Genomic DNA, 21,454 nt, shown 5'->3' on the forward strand with positions numbered 1-21,454 from the left:
GCAATGCCTCCCTTTTTACATGCCCATATCTTCGTAAATTTGTAAGGTTAAAAACAGACAGCTATGGATGAAATCGTTAATAAAGTAGCACAGAGTGGCCTGGAAACCATCGACCTGGAACAATTCTACCCTAAGGGGGAGACTGTCATTTTTGATATGAAGGACTACCTTTTTATGGGAATGATCCTGAAAGAGAAAGACTTTCGTACCGCTATGCAGTCGCACGACTGGGAACAGTACCGTGGCAAAAACGTAGGCCTGGTATGTACAGCCGACGCCGTTGTACCCCTGTGGGCTTATATGCTGGTGATGACCAACCTGGAGCCGGTAGCGGCCTATGCCGCCTTCGGTGATGCAGAATTTATATATAAAACGTTATACCTGAAGAACTTATCCTCCCTGGACGTTGCCGCCTTCACAGATAAACGTATCGTGATCAAAGGTTGCGGCGACAAGCGGGTAGGCGAAGTTGCCTATGCAGAAGTAACCCGCCTGCTGCGCCCGGTAGCTAAAAGCATTATGTACGGCGAGCCCTGTTCTTCTGTGCCGGTATATAAGAAAAAGGCCTAAAACCAGCCCCGCTTCCGGAAAATAAGGATCATCAGCACCAGCAGCACCCCCATCCCCCCAAGGGTATAAAAGTAGCCGTTGGGGCTTGCCAGCTCCGGCATATTGTGGAAATTCATACCGTAAATACCGGCGATCAGGGTTAAGGGCGACAATAAAGTGGTCACTACCGCCAGTACTTTCATGATCTCATTCATTTTGAGATTGAGCTGGGTATGATACATCTCCTGTACGTTGAGTATCATATCCCGGTAGTTGTCTGCCAGATCATTACACTGAATGATGTGGTCGTACACGTCTTTGTAATATTTCGTTACATTATCCTCCAGCAGGTCGCTTTCACTTTTCAGAAAACCGTTGACCAGCTCACGTACCGGCGCTATCCCTCTTTTGAAAAGAAATACCTGGCGCCGAAGGAAGTTGATCCGCGCCAGCGTGCGGGTATTGGGATAGTGCTGCACCAGGTCTTCCATCAGCTCTATCCTTTCTCCCAGTTTATCCAGCACAGTAAAATAGCTGTCTACAATCACGTCCAGCAGGGAATAACAGAGGAAGTCCATGGTACCGTTGCGGATACGGGAACCCGGTATTTTGAGTTTCTCCCGCACAGGGTCAAATACGTCCCTTGTAGGATCTTCCTGGAAAGAGATCACGAAATTTTTTCCCATGACGATGCTCACCTGTTCCAGGTCGATGGTGGATGCCTCACTATTAAAATACATCATGGGCAACTGACAAAACAGCCGCTCTCCTATATCGTCCATTTTGGCGCGCTGTCCTATACTCAGGATATCCTCTTCTATCAGCGGGTGGATCATGTAATGCTGACAAATGGCATGTACATCGTCTTTCCGGATGCCATCCACATTGATCCAGGTAGACGTTGGCTTATCACGGTAGGCAAATACCTCTTCCAGCGATACCAGTGTTTCTTCCGTACAGCCGTTACCGCTATAATCGAAAACGGTGATCTTACTGTTTTCGGCTGGTTTGCGCGAAGCCACGCTGGTAGCGGGGTTGAAGTTCATGATGCGCTGCCGCTTCACCTTGAACGGGTTAAGCTCATCCAACATGTCCATCACAACGGGGATGGGCAGCCTTTTTTTCACTGATTTAAGCATAAAAACGGTATCTGCGAAAAATCATTTTTCAAACCGAATTTAAACCAAAATCCGGTAAGGATGGGGGAAAGTAAATTCGTTACTTAAATCCTATAGGGTATATAGGAAATTCAACAGATAAAAAGCCGCAGGAAGATGCCTGCGGCTTTTACTAATAGCAGTAAACGCTATACGATAGATGCCTGCTATTTTAGAAACGCGGCAGGGTTATCTCCGGATGTTGCCCCGTAGCCGGGCGCTCGAGGATGTTGCCATATTGCGCGTCTGCGGGCTTAAAACCGCTGGTCCAGAGATAGAACCAGCCATTTTCTGCGCCGCCGCCAAAATCCAGCCGGTCTTTTGCTTTGGCAGTTGCGTCATTGGTAAATTTCGCTTTTGTCAGCTCTATCCATTCACCGGTATCGGTTTTTATCCAGTGATTACCGTAGTACCCTTTTCTGCCCAGGTGACCGTTTTCAAAAGAGAAATTTTCAAGGAAAGAATACAGGTGTCCCATGTATTTACCGTCTTTCGGCGCACGGAAGCTGGCTATCAGCTTCCACTCCCGGTGTTCCGGCACATAGAAGTAGGCGGTATAGGTGGTGGTGGTACCAGTAGGAACGCTGTGCATTAAAAAACGGTACGTATCCCCTGCTTTCCAGTTGTATACCCAGTGACTGTGACCGCCGGTGCCCTCGCCGCCGAAACCGCTGGCATATACGCTGTCGCCCTTGGCCAGCAGCACTACCTGGTCTTCATACTTCACATTGTCGCGCTTGTCCGGCTCACTGCCGGCATCCCATACGGAGAAGATGATCCTTCTTTCCTCAGGCGAGTTGACCTGCATCCCGAAATAGCCACGATGAAAGCCGCAGGACATAAAGTAGGTGCCTACCTTATCTTCCCCCGCCGGAACTTTTATTTCACCATAAAACCACTCTGCATTTTTTCCTTCCGGAATGGGATAGTTGAGGTGTACGGAAGCAGAACGCCGCCATGACTTTGGATTGAACTGAATATCTTTAGTGGCAGCACCTTCCAGGCTGACACCTTTCACATCAGCATACACTTTACCTGATTTTTCAAGCCCTTTCAACGTCACCGCATAAAACCCTGCTTTTTTGATGTTTGTCTCCAGTGCAGGAATAGCTGCGTACTCATTATTGACAGGAATGCTAACTGTTTTGGAAACGCCGTTCAGCGTCACCAGCACTTTGCTGCCTGCGTCAGATCGGGCCTGTAGCGTGACTTTCAGCTTACCGGTACTGGTGGCGTGAAAATAGAAGTTGACCGTATTTTCATTACCGGTCCAGTTTGTTACTCCTTTGTGTTCATTGATGTCCACTTTTTTCTCTTCAGGGTCCGCATAGGCGGTAAATCCCGGCAATACTACGGGAGATGATTGCGCCGAAACCTGTTGCACAGCCAGCAGGCCGGCGAACAAGGCGCAGAAAAGCATATTCTTTTTCATTGTTCAGGAATTAGTATCAACAAATAAAACAGGGAATCGTCCGAAATGCAACAGGGGGTGATAAAATATTACACAGGAATGAGATTCCTTTTGTTCTACGGTATGGGAAAAAATATATACAACGGTTATACGACCGCTGGCGCGGGATCCAGGCCACTGGCAAGCCGTTCTCACAGGGAACCTTTTTTGTGCAGTGGGGGAAAGAAACGAAATCATGGAATTAGCTGTGCCCGCCAGGGTGCGGTGGAAAAAATGATCTGCTTTAATCACGAAAAAAACATGAATTATGGGAACTCAATTGCAGAACAAAAAAGTAGCGGTACTGGTAGCCAACGGATTTGAAGAAGTGGAGCTGACTGCGCCGTTGGAAGCATTAAAAGAAGCGGGAGCAAAAGTAGATATCATTTCTCCCGAAAAAGAAAAAGTAAAGGCGTGGGCAGAAAAGGAATGGGGGAAAGATTACCCGGTAGATAAAAACCTGTCTGATGCCAATGCACAGGACTATGATGCGCTGGTATTGCCCGGTGGTGTGCTGAACCCGGACCAGCTGCGTATTAATCAGCAGGCAGTTACTTTTGTCGGTGGTTTCTTTGAAGATGGAAAGCCGATTGCGGCCATTTGTCACGGTCCCTGGACGCTGATCGAAACCGGGGAATTAAAAGGTCGCAGGGTCACGTCCTATCCATCCCTGAAAACAGATCTGGAAAATGCCGGAGCTACCTGGACTGATGAGGAGGTAGTGACAGACAACGGGTTGGTCACCAGCCGTACGCCAAAAGACCTGCCTGCTTTTTGTAAAAAGATGGTAGAAGAGATTGCAGAGGGTGCACATGTTGTGTAATACAACTGTGTTGGGCACTTGGGAAGGAGAAATGCTGCGGCGTTTCTCCTTCTCTATTTTTTAGGCTTTTTGTATTTGATTTCCACATTTGCCACGCCGGTATTGATCATGCCCAGTTTCGACGCTGCTTTTTTAGATAGATCGATGATCCTGCCGGGAGCAAAAGGGCCCCTGTCGTTGATCCGCACTTTTACCGAGCGGCCGTTGGCAATGTTGACCACCTTCACGCGGGTGCCGAAAGGAAGCGTTTTGTGGGCTGCCGTGAGGTGGCGCTGCCGGAACGTTTCCCCGTTGGCAGTGCGTTTCCCGTCAAATGAGTCGGCGTAATAAGATGCTTTCCCGTTTTGGGTAACCTTACGGCTACACGCAGTAGTGCTGATGATCAGTGTTGCACAGGCGAGTAACAGGAACGGATGTAGTGAAAGTCTCATAAATAGGCCGCGGTTTAGTGGTATAAATATAGAAATATTTTCTGATGGGTGAACAGGCCCGTTTATTGAGCCATTGCAGGCTTAAACAAAGTGTGAACACCGTTGTTTTTTTAAAACACATCCTGAAAAAAATAAAAACATATTTATGGGAAAATCAGTTGCCGACCAATTAGTAGAGATGCTGGCGGATGCCGGTATTAAACGTATTTATGCTGTTACGGGAGATAGTTTAAACCATATTAACGACGCTGTGCGCAGAGATGGCCGTATTCAATGGATACATGTGCGCCATGAAGAAGTGGGCGCCTATGCCGCCGGTGCGGAAGCACAGTTAAACGGCCTTGCCTGTTGCGCCGGCAGCAGCGGTCCGGGGCACGTGCACCTGATCAACGGGTTATATGACGCCCATCGTTCCGGCGCGCCCGTTATAGCCATTGCTTCCACCTGTGCCACTCATGAATTTGGCAGTGATTATTTCCAGGAGACCAATACCATTAAATTATTCGCAGACTGCAGCCATTACAACCAGGTGGCCAATACGCCGGCCCAGGCCCCGCGTATGTTGCAGGCGGCGCTGCAACATGCCGTGCATAAAAAAGGCGTGGCCGTGCTGGGGTTGCCGGGCGATGTGGCGTCGGCCGACGCGGAAAATATAAGCACTTCCTTGAAATTATACCGGCCATCAGCGGTGCTGCGGCCTACAGAGAAGGAACTACAGCAGCTGGCAGCGCTGCTGCAATCAGCCGGCAAAGTGGCGATCTATTGCGGGCTGGGCGCCACGGCTGCTCATGACGAGGTGGTGACGCTGGCCTCCCTGCTTAAAGCACCGGTAGGATATTCTTTCCGCGCTAAAATGGGCATTGAATACGATAATCCCAACGAAGTAGGCATGACCGGGCTGCTGGGACTGGCATCCGCTTACAAAAGCATGCACGAAGCGGATGTAGTGCTACTGTTGGGGACCGATTTCCCGTATACACCGTTTATGCCGGAAAATGCGAAGATCGTACAGATCGATAACCAACCGGAAAAGCTGGGCCGCCGCGCTTCCCTGGAAATGGGCCTCTGCGGCGATATCGGGCCCACCCTGCAGGCGCTGATGCTCCTGATACAGGAAAAGAAAGACCGGAAGTTCCTGGATACCATGCTGGAATTTCACGAAGAGGTAAAACGGAAGCTGGATACTTATGTGGAGGACCGCGGTAAGGAAGAAGCGATCAGCCCGGAGTATGTGGCTACTGTCATCAGCCGGCTGGCGGCAAACGACGCCATTTTCACTGTCGATACCGGTATGACCAATGTATGGACCGCCCGCTATATCGCTGCTACCGGCAAACGTACGTTGTTAGGGTCTTTTAACCACGGCTCCATGGCTAACGCCATGCCGCAGGCCATCGGCGCTGCTCTGTGCCAGCCTGGCCGGGAGGTTTACGCCCTTTGTGGCGACGGCGGCCTGACCATGCTGCTGGGCGATCTGATGACCATCCGGCAGTATAACCTTCCGGTTAAAGTGATCGTTTTCAACAACCGCGCTTTGGGCATGGTGAAGCTGGAAATGGAAGTCGCAGGGCTGCCCGACTGGCAGACAGACATGGTGAACCCCGATTTTGAGGGAGTGGCTACAGCAATGGGTTTTACCGCATTCACTATCCGTACGCCGGACGAAGTGGAGCCAGTGCTGACCCGGGTGAAGGATGCTTCCGGGCCTGTGCTGGTCAATATTTTCACGAACCCTGCTTCGCTGGCCATGCCACCGAAGATAGAGTTTGAACAGATGAAAGGATACGCTTTGTGGATGGGGAAACTGATACTGGGAGGAAGGTTGGATGACGTGCTGGAAGCAGTGAAGTCAAACTATAAGCATATCAAAGACGTGTTGTAGACAATTACGAATTACGGATTACGAATTACGAATTGAGGGCTTTCATATGGAGCGGTTAATAAATAAACGCCCAATAAAGAAGCCCTCAATTCGTAATTCGTAATCCGTAATTCGTAATTCCTAAAAGGGGTAACCGATGGCGATATTCAGTATCAGGTTTTTCTTTCGCCAGTCAGGGTCTCCGAAATTAATCTTGTCGAACACCCATCTTTCTTTTGGCGGGAGATAAGGTATGCGGAAAGGTGTTGCGATATCGAACCGCACGACCACTATAGATGCGTCTATACGCAGGCCGATACCACCGCCTACGGCAATTTGCCGGTAGAACGAGTCCAGTTTAAACTGACTGCCTGGTTTTTCCGGGACCTGTTTTTGCAGCCAGATATTACCGGCGTCTATAAAGGCCGCGAAGTTAAACACGCTGGCGATGTGTATGCGTACTTCCGAGTTAAATTCCAGTTTAATGTCACCTGCTTCATTGGCGAGCAATGCAGCCGTGTCCTGTGCTTTGTTATAGTAAGAGCCGGGGCCGAGCGTGCGTGCCCTGAAAGCGCGTATGCTGCTGCTACCACCGGTAAAGAACTGTTTGACGAAAGGCAGTGTTTGTGAATTGCCGTAAGGCAGGCCATAGCCGATAAAGAGGCGGTTCACCCATTGTTTACCCTTGCCTATCTGCCAATAGTGGCGGCCTTCCAGGGAGAAACGTTCGTATTGGGCGAACGGGTTTTTCAGGATGTTTTTTGTACCAGAATCGCTTTTGGGAATAACCAGTCCTGCGATGTTCCCCGATATATCCACGTTGCCGCTGAGATAGAAGCTGTGGATACGGTTAGCCGTCTGGTTATTGAATGTGATGGTATAGTTTCCTCCCAGGATAAATTGTTTTTCGATAGAGGCCCGCTGGCTGGGATCGTTTTTGAGAATACTGTCGTATGCCGCTGTGGTCTTGGTGGGCAGCACGTAAGTCACCGCAACGGGGGCGAAAGCATGATTCAGGTAAGCCGTCTTCTGCCACAGGTATTGTAACTGCAGCGTGTAGGCGTTTAGGTTATAAAGATCTGCCCGGCTATACAGTTCATAGCTGGCGCTCATACGGGTACGAGGCACGTAGGGTGTACGGATATTCAGCCGGAAGGGCGTGAGGAAGCGCGGGAAAGTCACCGCTACTTCCGCACCGAGGCTGTAGGAATTGGAGCCACCGGCGCGTTTGTTGCCTGTTTGCCATTCCATCCCGCCGTGGAGCCCTATCTCCAAAGCGGTAGCAGAGTGCAGCCAGTTACGGTTCTTCGCTGTAATACGGGCTTCTGAACCGATAAATCCGTTGGACTTGGAGGTGCCGCGTAACTCTGTCTGGAGGGAGCGCCGTTTGTAGGGCGTAAGATAGAATTTCGCGTCGAGCCAGCCGCTGTCGAGCGCTACTTTGTTATTCACCATGGCGCGGTAGGTGCCGGCCAGGGCGGTATCGCGGCGATAGGTGCTGTCGGCGGCAGCGTTGCGTTTCACGAAGCGGGGCGCGGTGGTATCGCGTGCCGGTGCAGGGGTATTGGGACTGCCGCCGGTGATGTTATGTCGTGAAGTGTCTCTCACCGGACGGAAAGTACCTTTTACAAATTTGAATACACCGAGATTGATCAGGCGTTGCAGCGTGATATTGTGGGAGCTCAGGCGGTAAAGGCTGTCCGGCCGGAGGAATACGGAGCGTTCGAATACAATCGGTTTAAAGCGTTTGGCGGAATCGATGATATACATGCCCCGGTAGTATACCGGTGTGCCTGTGGTGGATTGCGCTTCGTTGTCCAGTGAATAATCCGGAAAGAGGCTGATATCGTGCATCCGGTAGGGCCGCAGCGCCACCAGTGGCGTATTGTCTTTTATCTTCAGGAACAGGTCTACCGTGCCGTTATTGGTGGTATCTGCCTGTACCAGCAGGTAGTCGGGCGTAAAGTAATAGTATCCCTGTTCTTTCAGTGCGGCGTGTATGCGTTCCCGTTCAGCCCTGATAGAGTCCAGCGAATAAGGTTTTCCTACTATCAGCGAGCTTTTGTGATACGTTTGGGTCACTGTACGGCCAATGGCGCTACTGTCTGTCAGGTAGGCAACGCTTTTGATGGTATACCGGTGATTGGGCACTGCTTCATAACGAATAGATGCCTTTTTGCTGCCGGAGTTTTTTACGGCGGAGGAAACTGCCGCCTGGAAGTAGCCGTTGTCCACCAGGTATCCTTCCAGCACCTCACCGGTGTAATCGGGTTTAGCCTGGCTTAGCAGTACCGGCGGCTCACCCCATTTTTTGCGAAGCAGGTAGTTGAGCCCTTTGCCTTTGGGTTCGTGGCCCATATTATACAGCCACAGCTTAATAGGCATGCCGAGGAATTTCCGGTTGGTATTGGGCCGTATTCTTTTCTTCAGGCCCTCGCTGAGTGAACCGTAATCTTTGGGTTGTTTTCCTTTCCAGGCTACAGTGCTGCCGGTGTACAGGCGGTCGCCTTCGGGCACGGTACGGGTAGTGCTGCAGGAGCTGATAGCCAGGAATCCCAGGCATAATGTGATACAACAGATGATATAGCTATTTCCCTTCTGCATTACTTGTTTTTGTTTGATTCATCTTGCGCTGCCCGCTTTTTCTTTTTTTCGTCGCGCAGGCGTTCTTTTCTGGCTTCCCTTTTAGAACGTTGCAATATCTCTCTGAATTCGTCATAATCCATTACCAGCATAAACGCTACGCCGGTTTCGGTGTATTGGCCCTGGATAACCGTCTGGTTATCGTTGCGCTGATATACCCTGAGACGGTACCTGCCGTCACGGCTTAATTTGTATTCGATAGAGATATCCCCTACCAGCGAGCTGGCATTCTGGGTGTTGCCGGTAAGCATGATATTGGAACCAACGGAAACGGTTAAACGATCATTGAACAATTTCTTGGACGCACCGATATTGAGGTTGGTGGTTTCCTGTGCGGAACCGGAGGAGTAGTCTTCCTTGCTTTGCAGATCGAAGTTGAGGTCCACGCCTTTGATGAGGTTACCGGCGAGGTTATTCAGCTGTTGCGACAGGATCTTGCTCACGCTGTTACGGGCTGCCTGTCCTACCGCGCCACCGCCGCCGTCGAGGGTAGACATGGGATCGTCCGGAATGAAGGTATTGAGCACCAGGAGGCCCATTACCTGTTTATTCAGCTCGGAAGGCACCTGGTTGATCTGTTTGATGCGGTTGTAAGGCATGCCATTAAAGGCGTTCCTTTCTCTTTCGGGCATATCGAGCTGGAAGCTGATATCCGGCTTCAGCAGGCTGCCCTGTATTTTGAGATATACTTCAAACGGAATGCGTTGTTTATAGGTATTGCGTTGTTCTGCTGTCATACCGCCGAGTTGGTCCTGTACCAGGTCGATGGCGGGGGCATTGACAGTATATTTGGCGGTGATGTCCAGGTCTGCGGCCATGGCATCGCCGTTGAAGGAGATGAAGCTGCCTTTCTGGATATCGAAAGAGCGTTTGATCAGCTGGTTGAGCGACATTTCATATTTACCTTCTGAGATCTCGTAACGGCCGGTGATGCTCATTTTGCTGGATGGATCGAGGGTGGCGTTCAGGTTGGCGGTACCTTTTGCCTGTACGAAGTCGCCGTTGGCCTGGTCGATAATGATCTTCAGCACCGACTCGGGAGTGATTTCCACGTTACCGGAGAAGAACATGCCTTTGAGCCTGGGATTGCTGTATTTGGCACTGTCCTGTTTGGCCAGCAGCGCGCTGTCGATCGGGTGATCGCGGTCAATGAATTCCACTACCCCTTCCCTGTCGGCCAGTCCGGGTTCTTCCTGCGGCAGCATAACGGTGACACTGGATTTGTCGCGCAGTTTAACATTGGCGTCTACACGGGGCAGGTCGAGGGAGCCGCGCACGGTGACTTTACTGTCTATAAAGGCTGGCCCGTAGATCCATTGGTCCTGGTTCTGCTGTTTGCCGAGGGCCATGAAGTTTTCGGCGTTGATGCTCAGGTTGAACCCGTATTTGATAAAGTCGGAAGTGTTGATGCGGCCGTTCACCACCATTTCATTGTTAAGGCTGTCGGCCACTACCAGGTTGTTAAGCAGGATGCCTTTTTCATCGATCACGATGTCTTCATCGGGCAGGTGAAGATTGCTGCCGATGAAGCTGATGATGCCGCCGGCGTTATTGAAGTGCATACTGCCTCTTACTGCTGGTTGGCTGGCGGTGCCGGAGATGTCGAATTTACCGGTGGCTTCGCCATACATATGGGTGACGCTGCCCATGGTGAAAGGCTCGAGGGAGGCCATCTGCAGATTGGCGATGTTCACCTGGGCATTGATGGTGCTGTCGTAGGTACCGGTGATGGTAACGTCGTTGTTGTCGCCTTTGAGCGCAGCGTCCAGTTTATACGCATTGGGAGCGGTACTTTCAGCTGTCGCCGTGAGGGTGCCCAGCGGCGCTGTTTTCACCGTGAGGCTGTCTACTTTCAGCCGGGCGTGTATAAGCGGTTGGGTGTTCCAGTGACGCACTACGGCGTCTGCGTTGAGCAGGCCGTTGGCCAGCAGGGTGTCGGTAGCGAGCATACCGGTGATAGTGGCCAGCTGGAAGTTGCTGACTTTCGCCTGCAGGGCGGGCACGCCGGAAGTATCTGCCTGTGTATTGATTTGTATGGACTGATCACCGTAGGACAGCTTTATATTGGCGGTGTCCGGGCCGCCGTTTTTGATGCGGAAAATGTTGTTTTCCGCCACGTTCCAGGCTTGTTTGTTCAGCAGCAGGTCTGGTTTGAGCACCAGCTGCATCATATTGTCCGGCAGGAAAGTAAAGATGCCGCCGAGGCGATATTTAGGCTGCCGTTTGATATCGTCCATAAGCAGGCCGAAGTCCACCACGCCGGTGTTGGCTTTGGCGGATAAAACCGTATGATAAAGCGGGAATGACGGATGTTTCATGTCTGCGATAGACACATACGTTTGGAGGGTAGTGTCTACAATGCGGGCGTACAGGCGAAGGCTGTCTACCTGGATAGAGTCATAGTTCACTTTCGGCAGGTTCGCTTTGACGAACAGCAGGCTGCTGTCGCTGTTGAGGCGGCCGGCGATGTCCATGGGCACTTCCATGCGGATGCCTGGTATGAGCGGTTCCAGCGTATGTGGTACCTGCAGCGCTGCGGCAAATTCCAGGTACTGCCCGGGAGGAACGACTACGATACGGCCTGAATCGGCCGGTTTCAGCGGTTTCATGATGATCTGGCTGAAAGCGTTGCCGATTTTGGTATAATCCATGCGTCCCTGTGCTGTTACCGGGCCAAAAGGACTTTTCAGCGTAATGTATTGGAGGCTGTCGTAGTGGGCGTTGAGCGCAATGGTGTCCAGCGGCACCACATGGTCTTTGGTAGCCACCTGCCAGCCGGTGAGTAATGCGGCCCCTTCCAGCCGCTGTGGCTCCAGGCTGCTGAAGTCAGCGTCCAGGTTGCCTTTGATGGTCAGCGGTTCTGTGTACCAGTGAGTGGTATACAGGTCGGCATTGGTAATTGCTGCGTTTGCCCTGAGGCTTCGCAACGCGGTATCGCTCAGGTTACCGGCGATAGTAAAGCGGGTATTGAGGCTGGTATCTGCGCTTTCGCCGTTGGCTTCGAAGGCGCCGTTGCGGATATTGGCATTCACGTTGACATCGTGATATGTATACCGGTTATAGGTCGCTTCATTCAGCCGGATGGCTGCCTGTGCGGCCATCTGTGTTAGCGTATACCCTTGCCCGTTGGCCATGAGGTTGCCGCTCACCCATCCCAGGGTGGTATCATAAAGCATGATACCCGGGTGTACCCGGAAGGAAGGCACGCTTACATCGTAGGTGCCGCGGATGCTGTCGGTGATATTGGCCAGTTTGGCGTTGATATTGGCATTGGCGTAGTCGCTTTTCAGTTGCAGCTGCGCCACCATATTTTTCATGCCGCCTTTGAACAGGCCGGTGATCAGCATGTTTTCCGGTAATCTTGGCGTGTCGGGCAAAGTGCCGGCCGGCAGCCAGGACCGCAGGGCTTTGTTGCCCGACTGGATATAGAGCTCCGGCAGGTTGGCGTTGAGCCGGTCCATATCGGTAGCGTGTTCTATCTGGCCGTTGGCCGTTCTGACGAGGTTGCCTTCATGGTCGTTCAGGTAGAGTTGTTTGATATTCAGCAAGCCCAGATTACCTTTTAATATAGCCGACAGCGTTAGTTCCTTTTTCCAAAGAGGTGCAAAGGATTTGTTTTTACGGGCGTCGGGTACGAAGGGCAACCATTCTGCCAGGGCTACCTGTACGGAGTCGAGGTTGGCGTCGATCCCCAGCTGGTCCATATGGTCTGCGATACCTGACCAGGAGGGTACGGTGATGGCTATATGTTTTCTGAAAACGCTCTTGTTGGTTTGCAGGAAAAAGTTGCGCAGCTCCAGGCTTTTGGGCGTGAAGGTCACGTCCATATTGGCCTTCCGGAGGGTGAACCCGGACCAGTCCCGGGCTGCCAGGCTCTTGAGGCCAGCCTGTATGCTGTCGGGCGTATAGCGGATATTGCTGACTTTAGCATTTACGTTTGACAGGAACAGGTGGTTATAATCCGGATCGGGGCCGGCTGCTTTAGGGGCGGGGCCGCCGTTGTCATAACGTAGGGCCAGTTTGTCGAGATTGACCTGCGTGGCAAAGACCTGCCAGGTATTGGGCACCGTGTCCGGTGGCGCAGGCGTAGTGTCTTTTCCGGGCATCATGGCCAGGATACCGGTCGTGCGGTGAATGGAGAGGTCGCCTACCTGTATGCGGGTAGAGTCCTGGTCAAGGCTGCTGTTGCGTAATACGAGGTCGCCGATTTTCCAGCCGGTAGTGATGCCGATACCATCGCTGCTGTAGAGGAAGTTGCTTTCTTTGATACGCAGCTTTTTCAGCAGCAGGTGAAGCCCGGCGCTGCCGGTATCTTCCGGCGGCGGCGGAGGAGCGGCGGCGGTAGCGGGCGACGGAATATAATGCTGACGGAAAAAGCCTTTCAGGCCTGTCAGCTCTATGCCTCTGAAAGCGTAGATGCCATCGTCGAGGATAAGGTCATCAGGATCGGCGTGGAGGGTGTCCCAGGTGGCTACTGCATGCATGCCGCCGGTCTGGTCTTCGAAGTTCAGTTTCACATGCCGGAGGGAAACGTCTTTTATGCGGAACTGGATGGTGGTGCCGGAGGCAGGGGCGATAGTATCCGGCTTTGTATCGGGAGAAACGAAAGCGTCTACCGCAAACTGGAAGTTGAAGGTACTGTCTCCCTGGTGGCGGTAAACATTGATCAGCAGGGTATCCCATTCCAGTTTATCTATTTGCAGTTCATTGTTGAGAAAAGCCAGCAGGTTGTAACGCACTTTCAGGGAGCCGGAATACAGCAGGGCCTGATGGGAAGTGTCGGCCACAAACACATTTCTCAGTTCGAGGTATTTCCATCCCCTGGCGCGGAGGTACCCGATCTGTACTTTTGTTTTCAGTTTTTTCTGCAGATAGCTTTCGCCCTGTTGGCGCAGATAGTTCTGTACGCCGTCCAGTTGCAATAATAACACCGCCATCACGGGCAAAAGAAGCACCGCAACGATGATCCATAAAAGCCACCGCCACCAGGGGCGCCTGTGTTTAATTTCTGTTTCTGCTGGTTCTGTCACTATGATAGCTTACTAAAAGTAATTTACTGAATTAAAACGCATGAGCGTTCCAATGGTTTACTTTCGGATAAAGACCCGTGTTCCGTCCGCTTGCCCGGCGAAAGCACAAAATCCATACCCGTGGGTACCGGGGATAAACAGTACTGCAAGGATACATTAAAATACGGGAACGGACATACTGAAAATTGTCCGGGATGCCGGAAACAGCCACCATCGACCGGTGTTGGAGGGGCCGGATATTCAGGGAGCCCTGCTGGTGACCGGGTAGATTATTGCCCGGTTTGAGGTGGTTTGTTGCGTGTGTTAAAACGGGAGATATAGTAATCCAGTTTATCTTTTTTGGCTTTGTCGGCGCGGAATTCTTCCAGCAGCTCCGGATCCTGCGGGAGGATATATTTTTTGAGATTAAAAAGCGATAACTCCAGGATTTCCCCGGTAACGATGTTAATCACTTTTTTAAGCCTGACAGGTGTGTTAAGCGCGTTCACCGTCATGTCGGCGGGGTTATAGGCACTGCGGGACGGCTGCACTCCCTGCAGCTCATAGGTGCAATAGTAGCCGGTGGCTTGTATGACATTGAGCCCGTTATCTTTTATGTAGATATGGGTGCCATCACAGAACCCCCAGAAATTTTTCACTTTGTGCTCCTGCCCTGCTGCGTCGCGGAGCACCAGCTCGTTCCTGCTGGCGAGCAGGTAGATCTGTGCGGCCGTGCTGCGGTTTTTCACGATCAGGTCGCCCGATTCGGAAGGGCTGTTCTGCTGAAATTCCCGGAAAGACCTGTACAGGCCTTTTTTGAGGGTAGCAGCCTGCAGGATAAACTCGTCCTGGGCCTTGGCCGTCAGGCAAAAGCAGAGAAGTGTCCAGAGGCTGCACCATTTTTTCATAGGGCACAAATGTATCCGGAATCTGTACGCTGGTGTGGGGAAATAGCTGAACGGAGGAATTGTTTCTGCTGATCTGTTATTTCTGTCTGTAAAGTTATCAGGAGGGGGACCGGAAAAATAAAAGGCCGGGTAAAAACCCGGCCCGGCTGAAGGTTACAACAAAATCTAAACCTGCTTATGAGAAAAGCGTTAATAAATAGCTACTAGCTTTTAGCCGTTAGCCGATATCATATTTTTATGAACGTTGCCTTCAGCCTGTCATTGTTAAGCAACAGGCTAAAAGTGTACGCTATTATTACAGTGCCATTGCCTGCAGGGAATGGTCTTTGCTTTCCAGCTGGGAGCTGCCCATCAGGAACTCATCCACTTTTCTTGCGCACTCGCGACCTTCGCTGATTGCCCATACCACCAGTGACTGGCCACGGCGCATATCGCCGGCAGTGAACACTTTAGGGATGGACGTCAGGTAATCTTTTTCGGTGGCTTTTACGTTGCCTCTTTCATCTTTTTCCACTTCGAGCTGTTCGAGCATACCGGTGTGCTGCGGATGTACGAAGCCCATAGCCAGTAATGCCAGTTCGCAGGGGATATCTCTTTCAGATCCGGGAACTTCGGTGAACCTGGCTGGTTTGCCGTCGGCGCCCAGGGTCCACTGAAGGTCTACTATGCGGAGGGCTTTCAGGTGCCCGTTGTCGTCGCCGATAAAGGCTTTGGTGGCAATGGCCCACTGGCGGTCTGCGCCTTCTTCATGGGAAGAAGATGTTTTCAGCACCATGGGATAGGTAGGCCATGGCATGTAATCGGTGCGCTCGCCGGGAGGTTTGGGCAACAGTTCCAGCTGGGTAACGCTCACCGCGCCATGACGGTTGCTGGTACCTACGCAGTCGGAACCGGTATCGCCCCCTCCTATCACTACCACGTTTTTACCGGTGGCCATGATATCGTGTCCATCCACAGGGAGGCTGCTGACTCTTTTATTCTGCTGTTTGAGGAAGTCCATGGCGTAGTGTACCCCTTTCAGTTCGCGGCCGGTGATACCGAGGTCGCGCGGAATGGTAGAGCCGCCAGCCAGTACGATGGCGTTGTATTCCCTCAACAGGTCATTGGTGCTTACGTTAACACCTACGTTGGCATTGCACTGGAAGGTAACGCCTTCTTCATCCATCAGTTTGATCCTGCGGTCGATGGTCCATTTTTCCAGTTTGAAGTCAGGAATGCCATAGCGGAGCAGGCCACCCGGTTTGTCGTCGCGTTCGAATACGGTGACGCTGTGGCCGGCGTAGTTCAGCTGGGCGGCGGCAGCCAGCCCGGCAGGACCGGAACCGATCACGGCAACTTTTTTACCGGTACGCACGCGGGGAACTTTAGCCTGGACCAGGCCTTTGTCGAATGCTATTTCTATGATATGCCGCTCAATTTCCTCGATGGCTACCGGCGGCTGGTTGATGCCCAGTACGCAGGCGCTTTCACAGGGAGCCGGACAAATACGGCCGGTGAATTCGGGGAAATTATTGGTGGAAGTCAGGATATCGTAAGCATCCTGCCAGTCCTGACGGTATACGGCATGGTTGAATTCTGGTATGACGTTTCCCAGCGGGCATCCGCTGTGGCAGAAAGGCACGCCGCAGCTCATGCAGCGGGAGGCCTGCTGGTTCAGTTTATTTTCAGGGAAACGCTCCACAAACTCGTTGTAGTGGTTTATCCTTTCCCGGGGATCTGCTTTTCCGGGCAGCTCTCGTGTAAATTCCAGGAATCCTGTAGGTTTACCCATAACTATTATCTCATTTTATTATTTGGTCATTTGATCATTTTCCGGGCTGTTTCATCACATCGCTTCTTTTTCACTGATCAGCCCAATAATCAAATAGCCGGTTGTTATTTATCATTTGATTATCTGGTTATTTTTTATTGTTATTCGCTTTACAATAATCCAATAACCAAATAATCCAATGACCCCATATTAACGTTTTATCTTCTGTCCTTGTGATACGCCTGCTTTCAGCACGGCCTTGTATTCTTTCGGGAATACTTTCACGAAATGACGCAGCTGATTTTCCCAGTCTTTCAGGATAAATTTCGCCACGGTGCTGTTCGTGTAGGCGTGATGTTTAGTGATCAGGTCCTGCAGGGCAGCCACATCTTCCTGGTCCAGCGGATCGAGATCGATCATATCGCGGTTGCAGTGGTTGGCGAAGGAGCCTTTGACATCGTACACATAAGCGATACCGCCGCTCATACCGGCGCCGAAGTTGCGGCCTGTTTCACCGAGGATAACAGCGCGGCCGCCGGTCATGTATTCGCAGCCGTGGTCGCCTACTCCTTCTGCCACGATGGTAGCGCCGGAGTTACGGACGCAGAAGCGTTCGCCAGCTTTACCGCGGATGTAGGCTTCACCGGAGGTGGCGCCATAGAAGCACACGTTACCTGCGATGATGTTTTCCTCCGCTTTGAAGCCTGCTTCTCCGTGAGGATAGAGGATCAGTTTGGAGCCGGAAAGCCCTTTACCGAAGTAGTCGTTGGCTTCGCCTTCCAGTTCGAGGGTAAGCCCCCTGGTGGAGAAGGCGCCGAAGCTCTGGCCGGCAGAACCGGTGAACTTGAAGTGGATGGTATCTTCCGGCAGGCCTTCGCTCTTGTAACGTTTGGATATTTCGTTGGAGAGGATGGTGCCGATGGTACGGTCGGTATTTTTAACAGGATATTGTTGGTAAACCCTTGTCTTTTTCTCCAGCGCCGGCTGTGCTGCTTTCAGCAGCTGCCAGTCGAGCACTTCAGCGATACCGTGGTCCTGCTCTTCCTGTTTGTACAGGCCGGTTTCAGGAGCTGCCGGTTCTTTGTACAGGATGGGAGAAAGGTCCAGTTTCTGTGTTTTCCAGTGGGTGATACCTTCGCGCATCTGGAGGTTGTCAACCTGGCCTACCATTTCGTTGATGGTACGGAAGCCGAGGTCGGCCATGATTTCGCGCAGTTCTTCCACGAGGAAGGTGAAGAGGTTCACCACATGTTGCGGGTCGCCGGTGAAGCGTTTGCGCAGGTCCGGGTCCTGGGTGGCCACGCCTACGGGGCAGGTGTTGACATGGCATTTACGCATCATGATACAGCCTTCCACGATAAGTGCGGCGGTAGCCACGCCCCATTCTTCTGCGCCGAGCAGTGTGGCGATGGCGATGTCGCGGCCTGTTTTCAGCTGGCCGTCGGTCTGCAGTACTACCCTGCTGCGGAGTTTGTTTTTCACCAGTGTCTGGTGGGATTCGGCGAGGCCAAGTTCCCACGGCAGGCCGGCATGTTTGATGGAGCTTATCGGAGAAGCGCCGGTACCACCATCATGACCGGCAATCAGTACCACGTCGGCATGTGCTTTGGCCACGCCGGCAGCGATAGTGCCTACGCCGGCTTTAGACACCAGTTTTACGCTGATGCGGGCGGCGCGGTTGGCATTTTTCAGGTCATAGATGAGCTGTGCCAGATCTTCGATAGAGTAAATATCGTGGTGCGGCGGCGGAGAGATGAGGCCTACACCCGGGGTGGAGTGCCTTACTTTCGCGATCCAGTCGTCCACTTTATGGCCGGGCAGCTGGCCGCCTTCGCCGGGTTTAGCACCCTGGGCCATTTTGATCTGTAATTCGTCGGCATTGGTCAGGTAGTAGCTGGTAACGCCGAAACGGGCGCTGGCTACCTGTTTGATGGCGGAGCGCATAGAGTCGCCGTTGGGCAGTTGCTCATAGCGGATCTCATCTTCTCCCCCTTCGCCGGTATTGCTTTTAGCGCCGATGCGGTTCATCGCGATGGCGAGGGTGGAGTGCGCCTCGTGAGAGATGGAACCGAAGCTCATAGCGCCTGTCGCGAAGCGTTTGAAGATGCTGGAAGCTGGTTCCACCTCATCGATGGAGATGGAAGCACGGGTACGTTTAAACGAAAAGAGGCTACGTAGGGTGCAGGCTTTTTCGCTCTGGTCGTTAACGGCTTTGGAGTATTTTTTAAACACGCTGTAGTCGCCCATACGGGTGGAATACTGCAGCAGGTGGATGGTAGTGGGATTGAAGAGGTGGAATTCGCCTTTGCGTTTCCACTGGTATACGCCGCCTTCGGTGAGCCGTTGTACCGGTGTTTCCTTGCGGCCGTAGCCCATCCAGTGTTTTGCCAGCGTTTCGCGGGCGATTTCATCGAGGCCGAGGCCCTGGATACGGGATACGGCGCCGGCGAAATATTTATCCACCACTTGCTGGTTGATGCCCAGGATCTCGAATATCTGCGCGCCCTGGTAAGATTGCAGGGTGGAGATACCCATTTTGGAGAATACTTTGAGCAAACCGTCGCAAACGGCTTTGATGTAGTTTTTCTTCAGTTTATCTACGTCCAGGTCGGTGTCCAGCTTATTGGACAGTTTCAGGTCGCGGATGGTGCTGAGCGCCAGGTACGGGTTTACTGCGGTAGCGCCGAAGCCCAGCAGGCAGGCGAAGTGGTGTACTTCCCAAACGTCGCCGGCTTCCACGATCAGCCCTACCGAGCCGCGGATACCTTTGCGGATCAGGTGGTGATGTACGGCGGATGCGGCCAGCAGTGACGGGATGGCGGCGTGCTCGGAGTCGATGGCGCGGTCAGAGAGGATGAGGACTTCAAACCCGTCTTCTACGGCATCTACTGCGTAGCGGCACAGGCGGGCCAACCCTTTTTCGAGGGAACCGGGTTTGCCGTCGGCCTTAAAGTAGGTATGCAGCGTCTTCGCCTGAAACAGGCCGGTATCGATACTGCGTATTTTTTCCAGTTCGTAGTTGTTGAGGATCGGATGGCGCAGTGCCAGGCTGTGGCAGTGCAGCGGATCTTCGTCCAGCAGGTTGCCGTTGCCGCCTACGAAGGTGGCGAGCGACATTACCAGTCTTTCCCGGATGGGATCGATGGGTGGGTTGGTCACCTGGGCGAACAGCTGTTTGAAGTAGTTGGCCAGGTGCTGCGGCTGATTGCTGAGCGCGGCCAGCGGCGTATCCGTGCCCATGGAGCCTACCGGTTCTTTGCCGTCGATGGCCATCGGGGCAATGATATGCTCCATATCTTCGGTGCTGTAACCGAAAGCGCGCTGGTATTTAAAGATCTGGTCGTGCTCGAGGTGGGTAAAGGTAACCCTTGGCTCAGGCAGCTCTTCCATGCGGATCTTATATTTATTGAGCCATTCGCCGTATGGCTGTTGGGTGCAGATCTGTTGTTTCAGCTCCTCATCGCCGATGATGCGGCCCTGGTCCATGTCTACGATGAACATTTTTCCGGGCTGCAGGCGTCCTTTTTCTTTTACGTTTTTAGGATCGATGGGTAATACACCGGCTTCAGAGGCCATGATCACGCGATCGTCTTTGGTCACGACAAAGCGGCTGGGGCGTAATCCGTTACGGTCCAGCGTAGCACCGATGATTTTACCGTCGGTGAAGGAGATGGAGGCCGGGCCGTCCCAGGGTTCCATCAGGGAAGCGTGGTATTCGTAGAAAGCTTTTTTCTCCGGCGCCATGTCTTCATTGCCGTCCCATGCTTCTGGGATCAGCATCATCATTACATGGGGCAGGGAGCGGCCGGTCATGGTCAGCAGCTCGATCACGTTGTCGAGGCTGGCGGAGTCCGACTGACCTTCTTCTACGATCGGCAGCAGCATGTCCATTTCTTCGGGAGTGAAAAACCGGGACATGAAGTCGCGCTCACCGGAGCGGAGCCAGTTAAGGTTGCCTTTCAGCGTATTAATTTCCCCGTTGTGGGCGATATAACGGTAAGGGTGCGCTAACCGCCAGCTGGGGAAAGTGTTGGTTGCAAAACGGGAGTGGATGAGGGCGAAGGCGGACACCATCTTCTCATCGCTCAGGTCAGTATAATAATGACGTACCTGGTAGGTGGTCAGCTGACCTTTATATACGATCGTTTTATAGGAAAGAGAAGCGATGTAAAACAGTGCTTTCTCTTTGGGGATGGTATTACGAACGGTTTTGGACACGTAATTGCGGAGCACAAACAGTTTGCGCTCAAACAGTTCCGGGTCGCTGATATGATAGGGACAGGCGATAAATACCTGTTCAATTTCCGGTTCTACAGACAGGGCGGATTCTCCGATGCCATCGGGGCGAACGGGTACTTTACGGTATCCCAGGATCTCGAGGCCCAGTTTTTCGGCGCTGCGTTGCAGGATTTCACGGCACTCTTCGCGCCAGCGGGGTTCTTTCGGGAAAAAGACCATGCCTACACCATACTTACCAAATTCAGGCAAGCTGATACCTAACCGAAGGCACTCATCATATAAAAATTCATGGGGGACCTGAAACAGGATTCCTGCACCATCACCCGTGTTCTGCTCACAACCGCAGGCACCGCGGTGTTCCATGTTTTCCAGCATGGTGAGGGCATCACGAATAATATGGTGGGATTTACGACCCTTGATATGAGCCGTAAAACCTGTTCCGCAGGCATCATGTTCGAATTCAGGACGGTATAAACCTTGCGTTTGCTTCACTTCATCCATTTGGTTTAGATTTTTTGCTTTGATACACTCCTCCCTTCTGACTTTCGTCGATGGGTGGTGTACGATATAATTCGGGAACGGTTTAAAGATACTAAAGGAACGCTGTATTTTTTATATAAATTTTTGATAGAAG

General features: G+C 52.2%; 11 protein-coding genes. 3 read left to right on the forward strand and 8 right to left on the reverse strand.

Going from position 1 to position 21,454, the window contains the following annotated elements; genetic code table 11:
- The first annotated feature begins 63 nt into the window (after window positions 1-63).
- Window positions 64-570: a DUF2480 family protein gene (locus HF324_RS00705; RefSeq protein ID WP_168808487.1), complete on the forward strand. Its 507-nt coding sequence runs from the start codon at window positions 64-66 to the stop codon at window positions 568-570.
- Here HF324_RS00705 and corA read toward each other — a convergent pair.
- Together corA and HF324_RS00715 are read right to left on the reverse strand one after the other, a co-directional pair.
- Complete coding sequence (corA, locus tag HF324_RS00710) at window positions 567-1,688, reverse strand: magnesium/cobalt transporter CorA (RefSeq protein WP_168808490.1); 1,122 nt, start codon at window positions 1,686-1,688, stop codon at window positions 567-569. The two genes, HF324_RS00705 and corA, sit on opposite strands and share 4 nt — an antisense overlap.
- Before the next feature lie 190 nt (window positions 1,689-1,878).
- Window positions 1,879-3,138 (reverse strand): DUF3472 domain-containing protein, encoded by a 1,260-nt coding sequence (locus HF324_RS00715; protein WP_168861748.1) that lies wholly within the window; start codon window positions 3,136-3,138, stop codon window positions 1,879-1,881.
- 286 nt (window positions 3,139-3,424) lie between these two features.
- On the opposite strand from HF324_RS00715, the gene HF324_RS00720 reads away from it, so the two are divergent.
- Window positions 3,425-3,979 (forward strand): type 1 glutamine amidotransferase domain-containing protein, encoded by a 555-nt coding sequence (locus tag HF324_RS00720; protein ID WP_168808494.1) that lies wholly within the window; start codon window positions 3,425-3,427, stop codon window positions 3,977-3,979.
- 53 nt (window positions 3,980-4,032) lie between these two features.
- On the opposite strand, the gene HF324_RS00725 is transcribed toward HF324_RS00720, so the two are convergent.
- Entirely contained in the window at window positions 4,033-4,410 is a 378-nt protein-coding gene (locus tag HF324_RS00725; protein WP_168808496.1) for a septal ring lytic transglycosylase RlpA family protein, read from the reverse strand.
- Between the two features lie 145 nt (window positions 4,411-4,555).
- Here HF324_RS00725 and HF324_RS00730 point away from each other — a divergent pair, with 145 nt between their 5' ends.
- Window positions 4,556-6,292: a thiamine pyrophosphate-dependent enzyme gene (locus HF324_RS00730; RefSeq protein WP_168861749.1), complete on the forward strand. Its 1,737-nt coding sequence runs from the start codon at window positions 4,556-4,558 to the stop codon at window positions 6,290-6,292.
- A gap of 120 nt (window positions 6,293-6,412) precedes the next feature.
- Here HF324_RS00730 and tamL read toward each other — a convergent pair whose 3' ends face one another.
- The 5 genes from tamL to gltB form a co-directional block, all read right to left on the reverse strand.
- Window positions 6,413-8,875, reverse strand: a complete 2,463-nt coding sequence (gene tamL / locus HF324_RS00735; protein ID WP_168808500.1) for a translocation and assembly module lipoprotein TamL — start codon at window positions 8,873-8,875, stop codon at window positions 6,413-6,415.
- Window positions 8,875-13,944: a translocation/assembly module TamB domain-containing protein gene (locus HF324_RS00740; protein ID WP_168861750.1), complete on the reverse strand. Its 5,070-nt coding sequence runs from the start codon at window positions 13,942-13,944 to the stop codon at window positions 8,875-8,877. The genes tamL and HF324_RS00740 overlap by 1 nt, the downstream gene beginning before the upstream one ends.
- 269 nt (window positions 13,945-14,213) lie before the next feature.
- Window positions 14,214-14,831: a DUF6563 family protein gene (locus tag HF324_RS00745; protein ID WP_168861751.1), complete on the reverse strand. Its 618-nt coding sequence runs from the start codon at window positions 14,829-14,831 to the stop codon at window positions 14,214-14,216.
- A 295-nt stretch (window positions 14,832-15,126) separates the two neighbouring features.
- The gene (locus tag HF324_RS00750) at window positions 15,127-16,602 is read right to left on the reverse strand and encodes a glutamate synthase subunit beta (RefSeq protein WP_168861752.1); all 1,476 of its coding nucleotides are present in this window, start codon (window positions 16,600-16,602) and stop codon (window positions 15,127-15,129) included.
- A 189-nt stretch (window positions 16,603-16,791) separates the two neighbouring features.
- Complete coding sequence (gltB, locus tag HF324_RS00755) at window positions 16,792-21,321, reverse strand: glutamate synthase large subunit (protein ID WP_168861753.1); 4,530 nt, start codon at window positions 21,319-21,321, stop codon at window positions 16,792-16,794.
- Window positions 21,322-21,454: the final 133 nt, after the last annotated feature.

It is taken from the genome of Chitinophaga oryzae (assembly GCF_012516375.2).
GTDB classification, from domain to species: domain Bacteria; phylum Bacteroidota; class Bacteroidia; order Chitinophagales; family Chitinophagaceae; genus Chitinophaga; species Chitinophaga oryzae.

Coding starts and splice junctions, on each gene's coding strand:
- HF324_RS00705 (WP_168808487.1), top strand. CDS start 64: ATGGATGAAATCGTTAATAAAGTAGCACAGAGTGGCCTGGAAACCATC.
- corA (WP_168808490.1), bottom strand. CDS start 1,688: ATGCTTAAATCAGTGAAAAAAAGGCTGCCCATCCCCGTTGTGATGGAC.
- HF324_RS00715 (WP_168861748.1), bottom strand. CDS start 3,138: ATGAAAAAGAATATGCTTTTCTGCGCCTTGTTCGCCGGCCTGCTGGCT.
- HF324_RS00720 (WP_168808494.1), top strand. CDS start 3,425: ATGGGAACTCAATTGCAGAACAAAAAAGTAGCGGTACTGGTAGCCAAC.
- HF324_RS00725 (WP_168808496.1), bottom strand. CDS start 4,410: ATGAGACTTTCACTACATCCGTTCCTGTTACTCGCCTGTGCAACACTG.
- HF324_RS00730 (WP_168861749.1), top strand. CDS start 4,556: ATGGGAAAATCAGTTGCCGACCAATTAGTAGAGATGCTGGCGGATGCC.
- tamL (WP_168808500.1), bottom strand. CDS start 8,875: ATGCAGAAGGGAAATAGCTATATCATCTGTTGTATCACATTATGCCTG.
- HF324_RS00745 (WP_168861751.1), bottom strand. CDS start 14,831: ATGAAAAAATGGTGCAGCCTCTGGACACTTCTCTGCTTTTGCCTGACG.
- HF324_RS00750 (WP_168861752.1), bottom strand. CDS start 16,602: ATGGGTAAACCTACAGGATTCCTGGAATTTACACGAGAGCTGCCCGGA.
- gltB (WP_168861753.1), bottom strand. CDS start 21,321: ATGGATGAAGTGAAGCAAACGCAAGGTTTATACCGTCCTGAATTCGAA.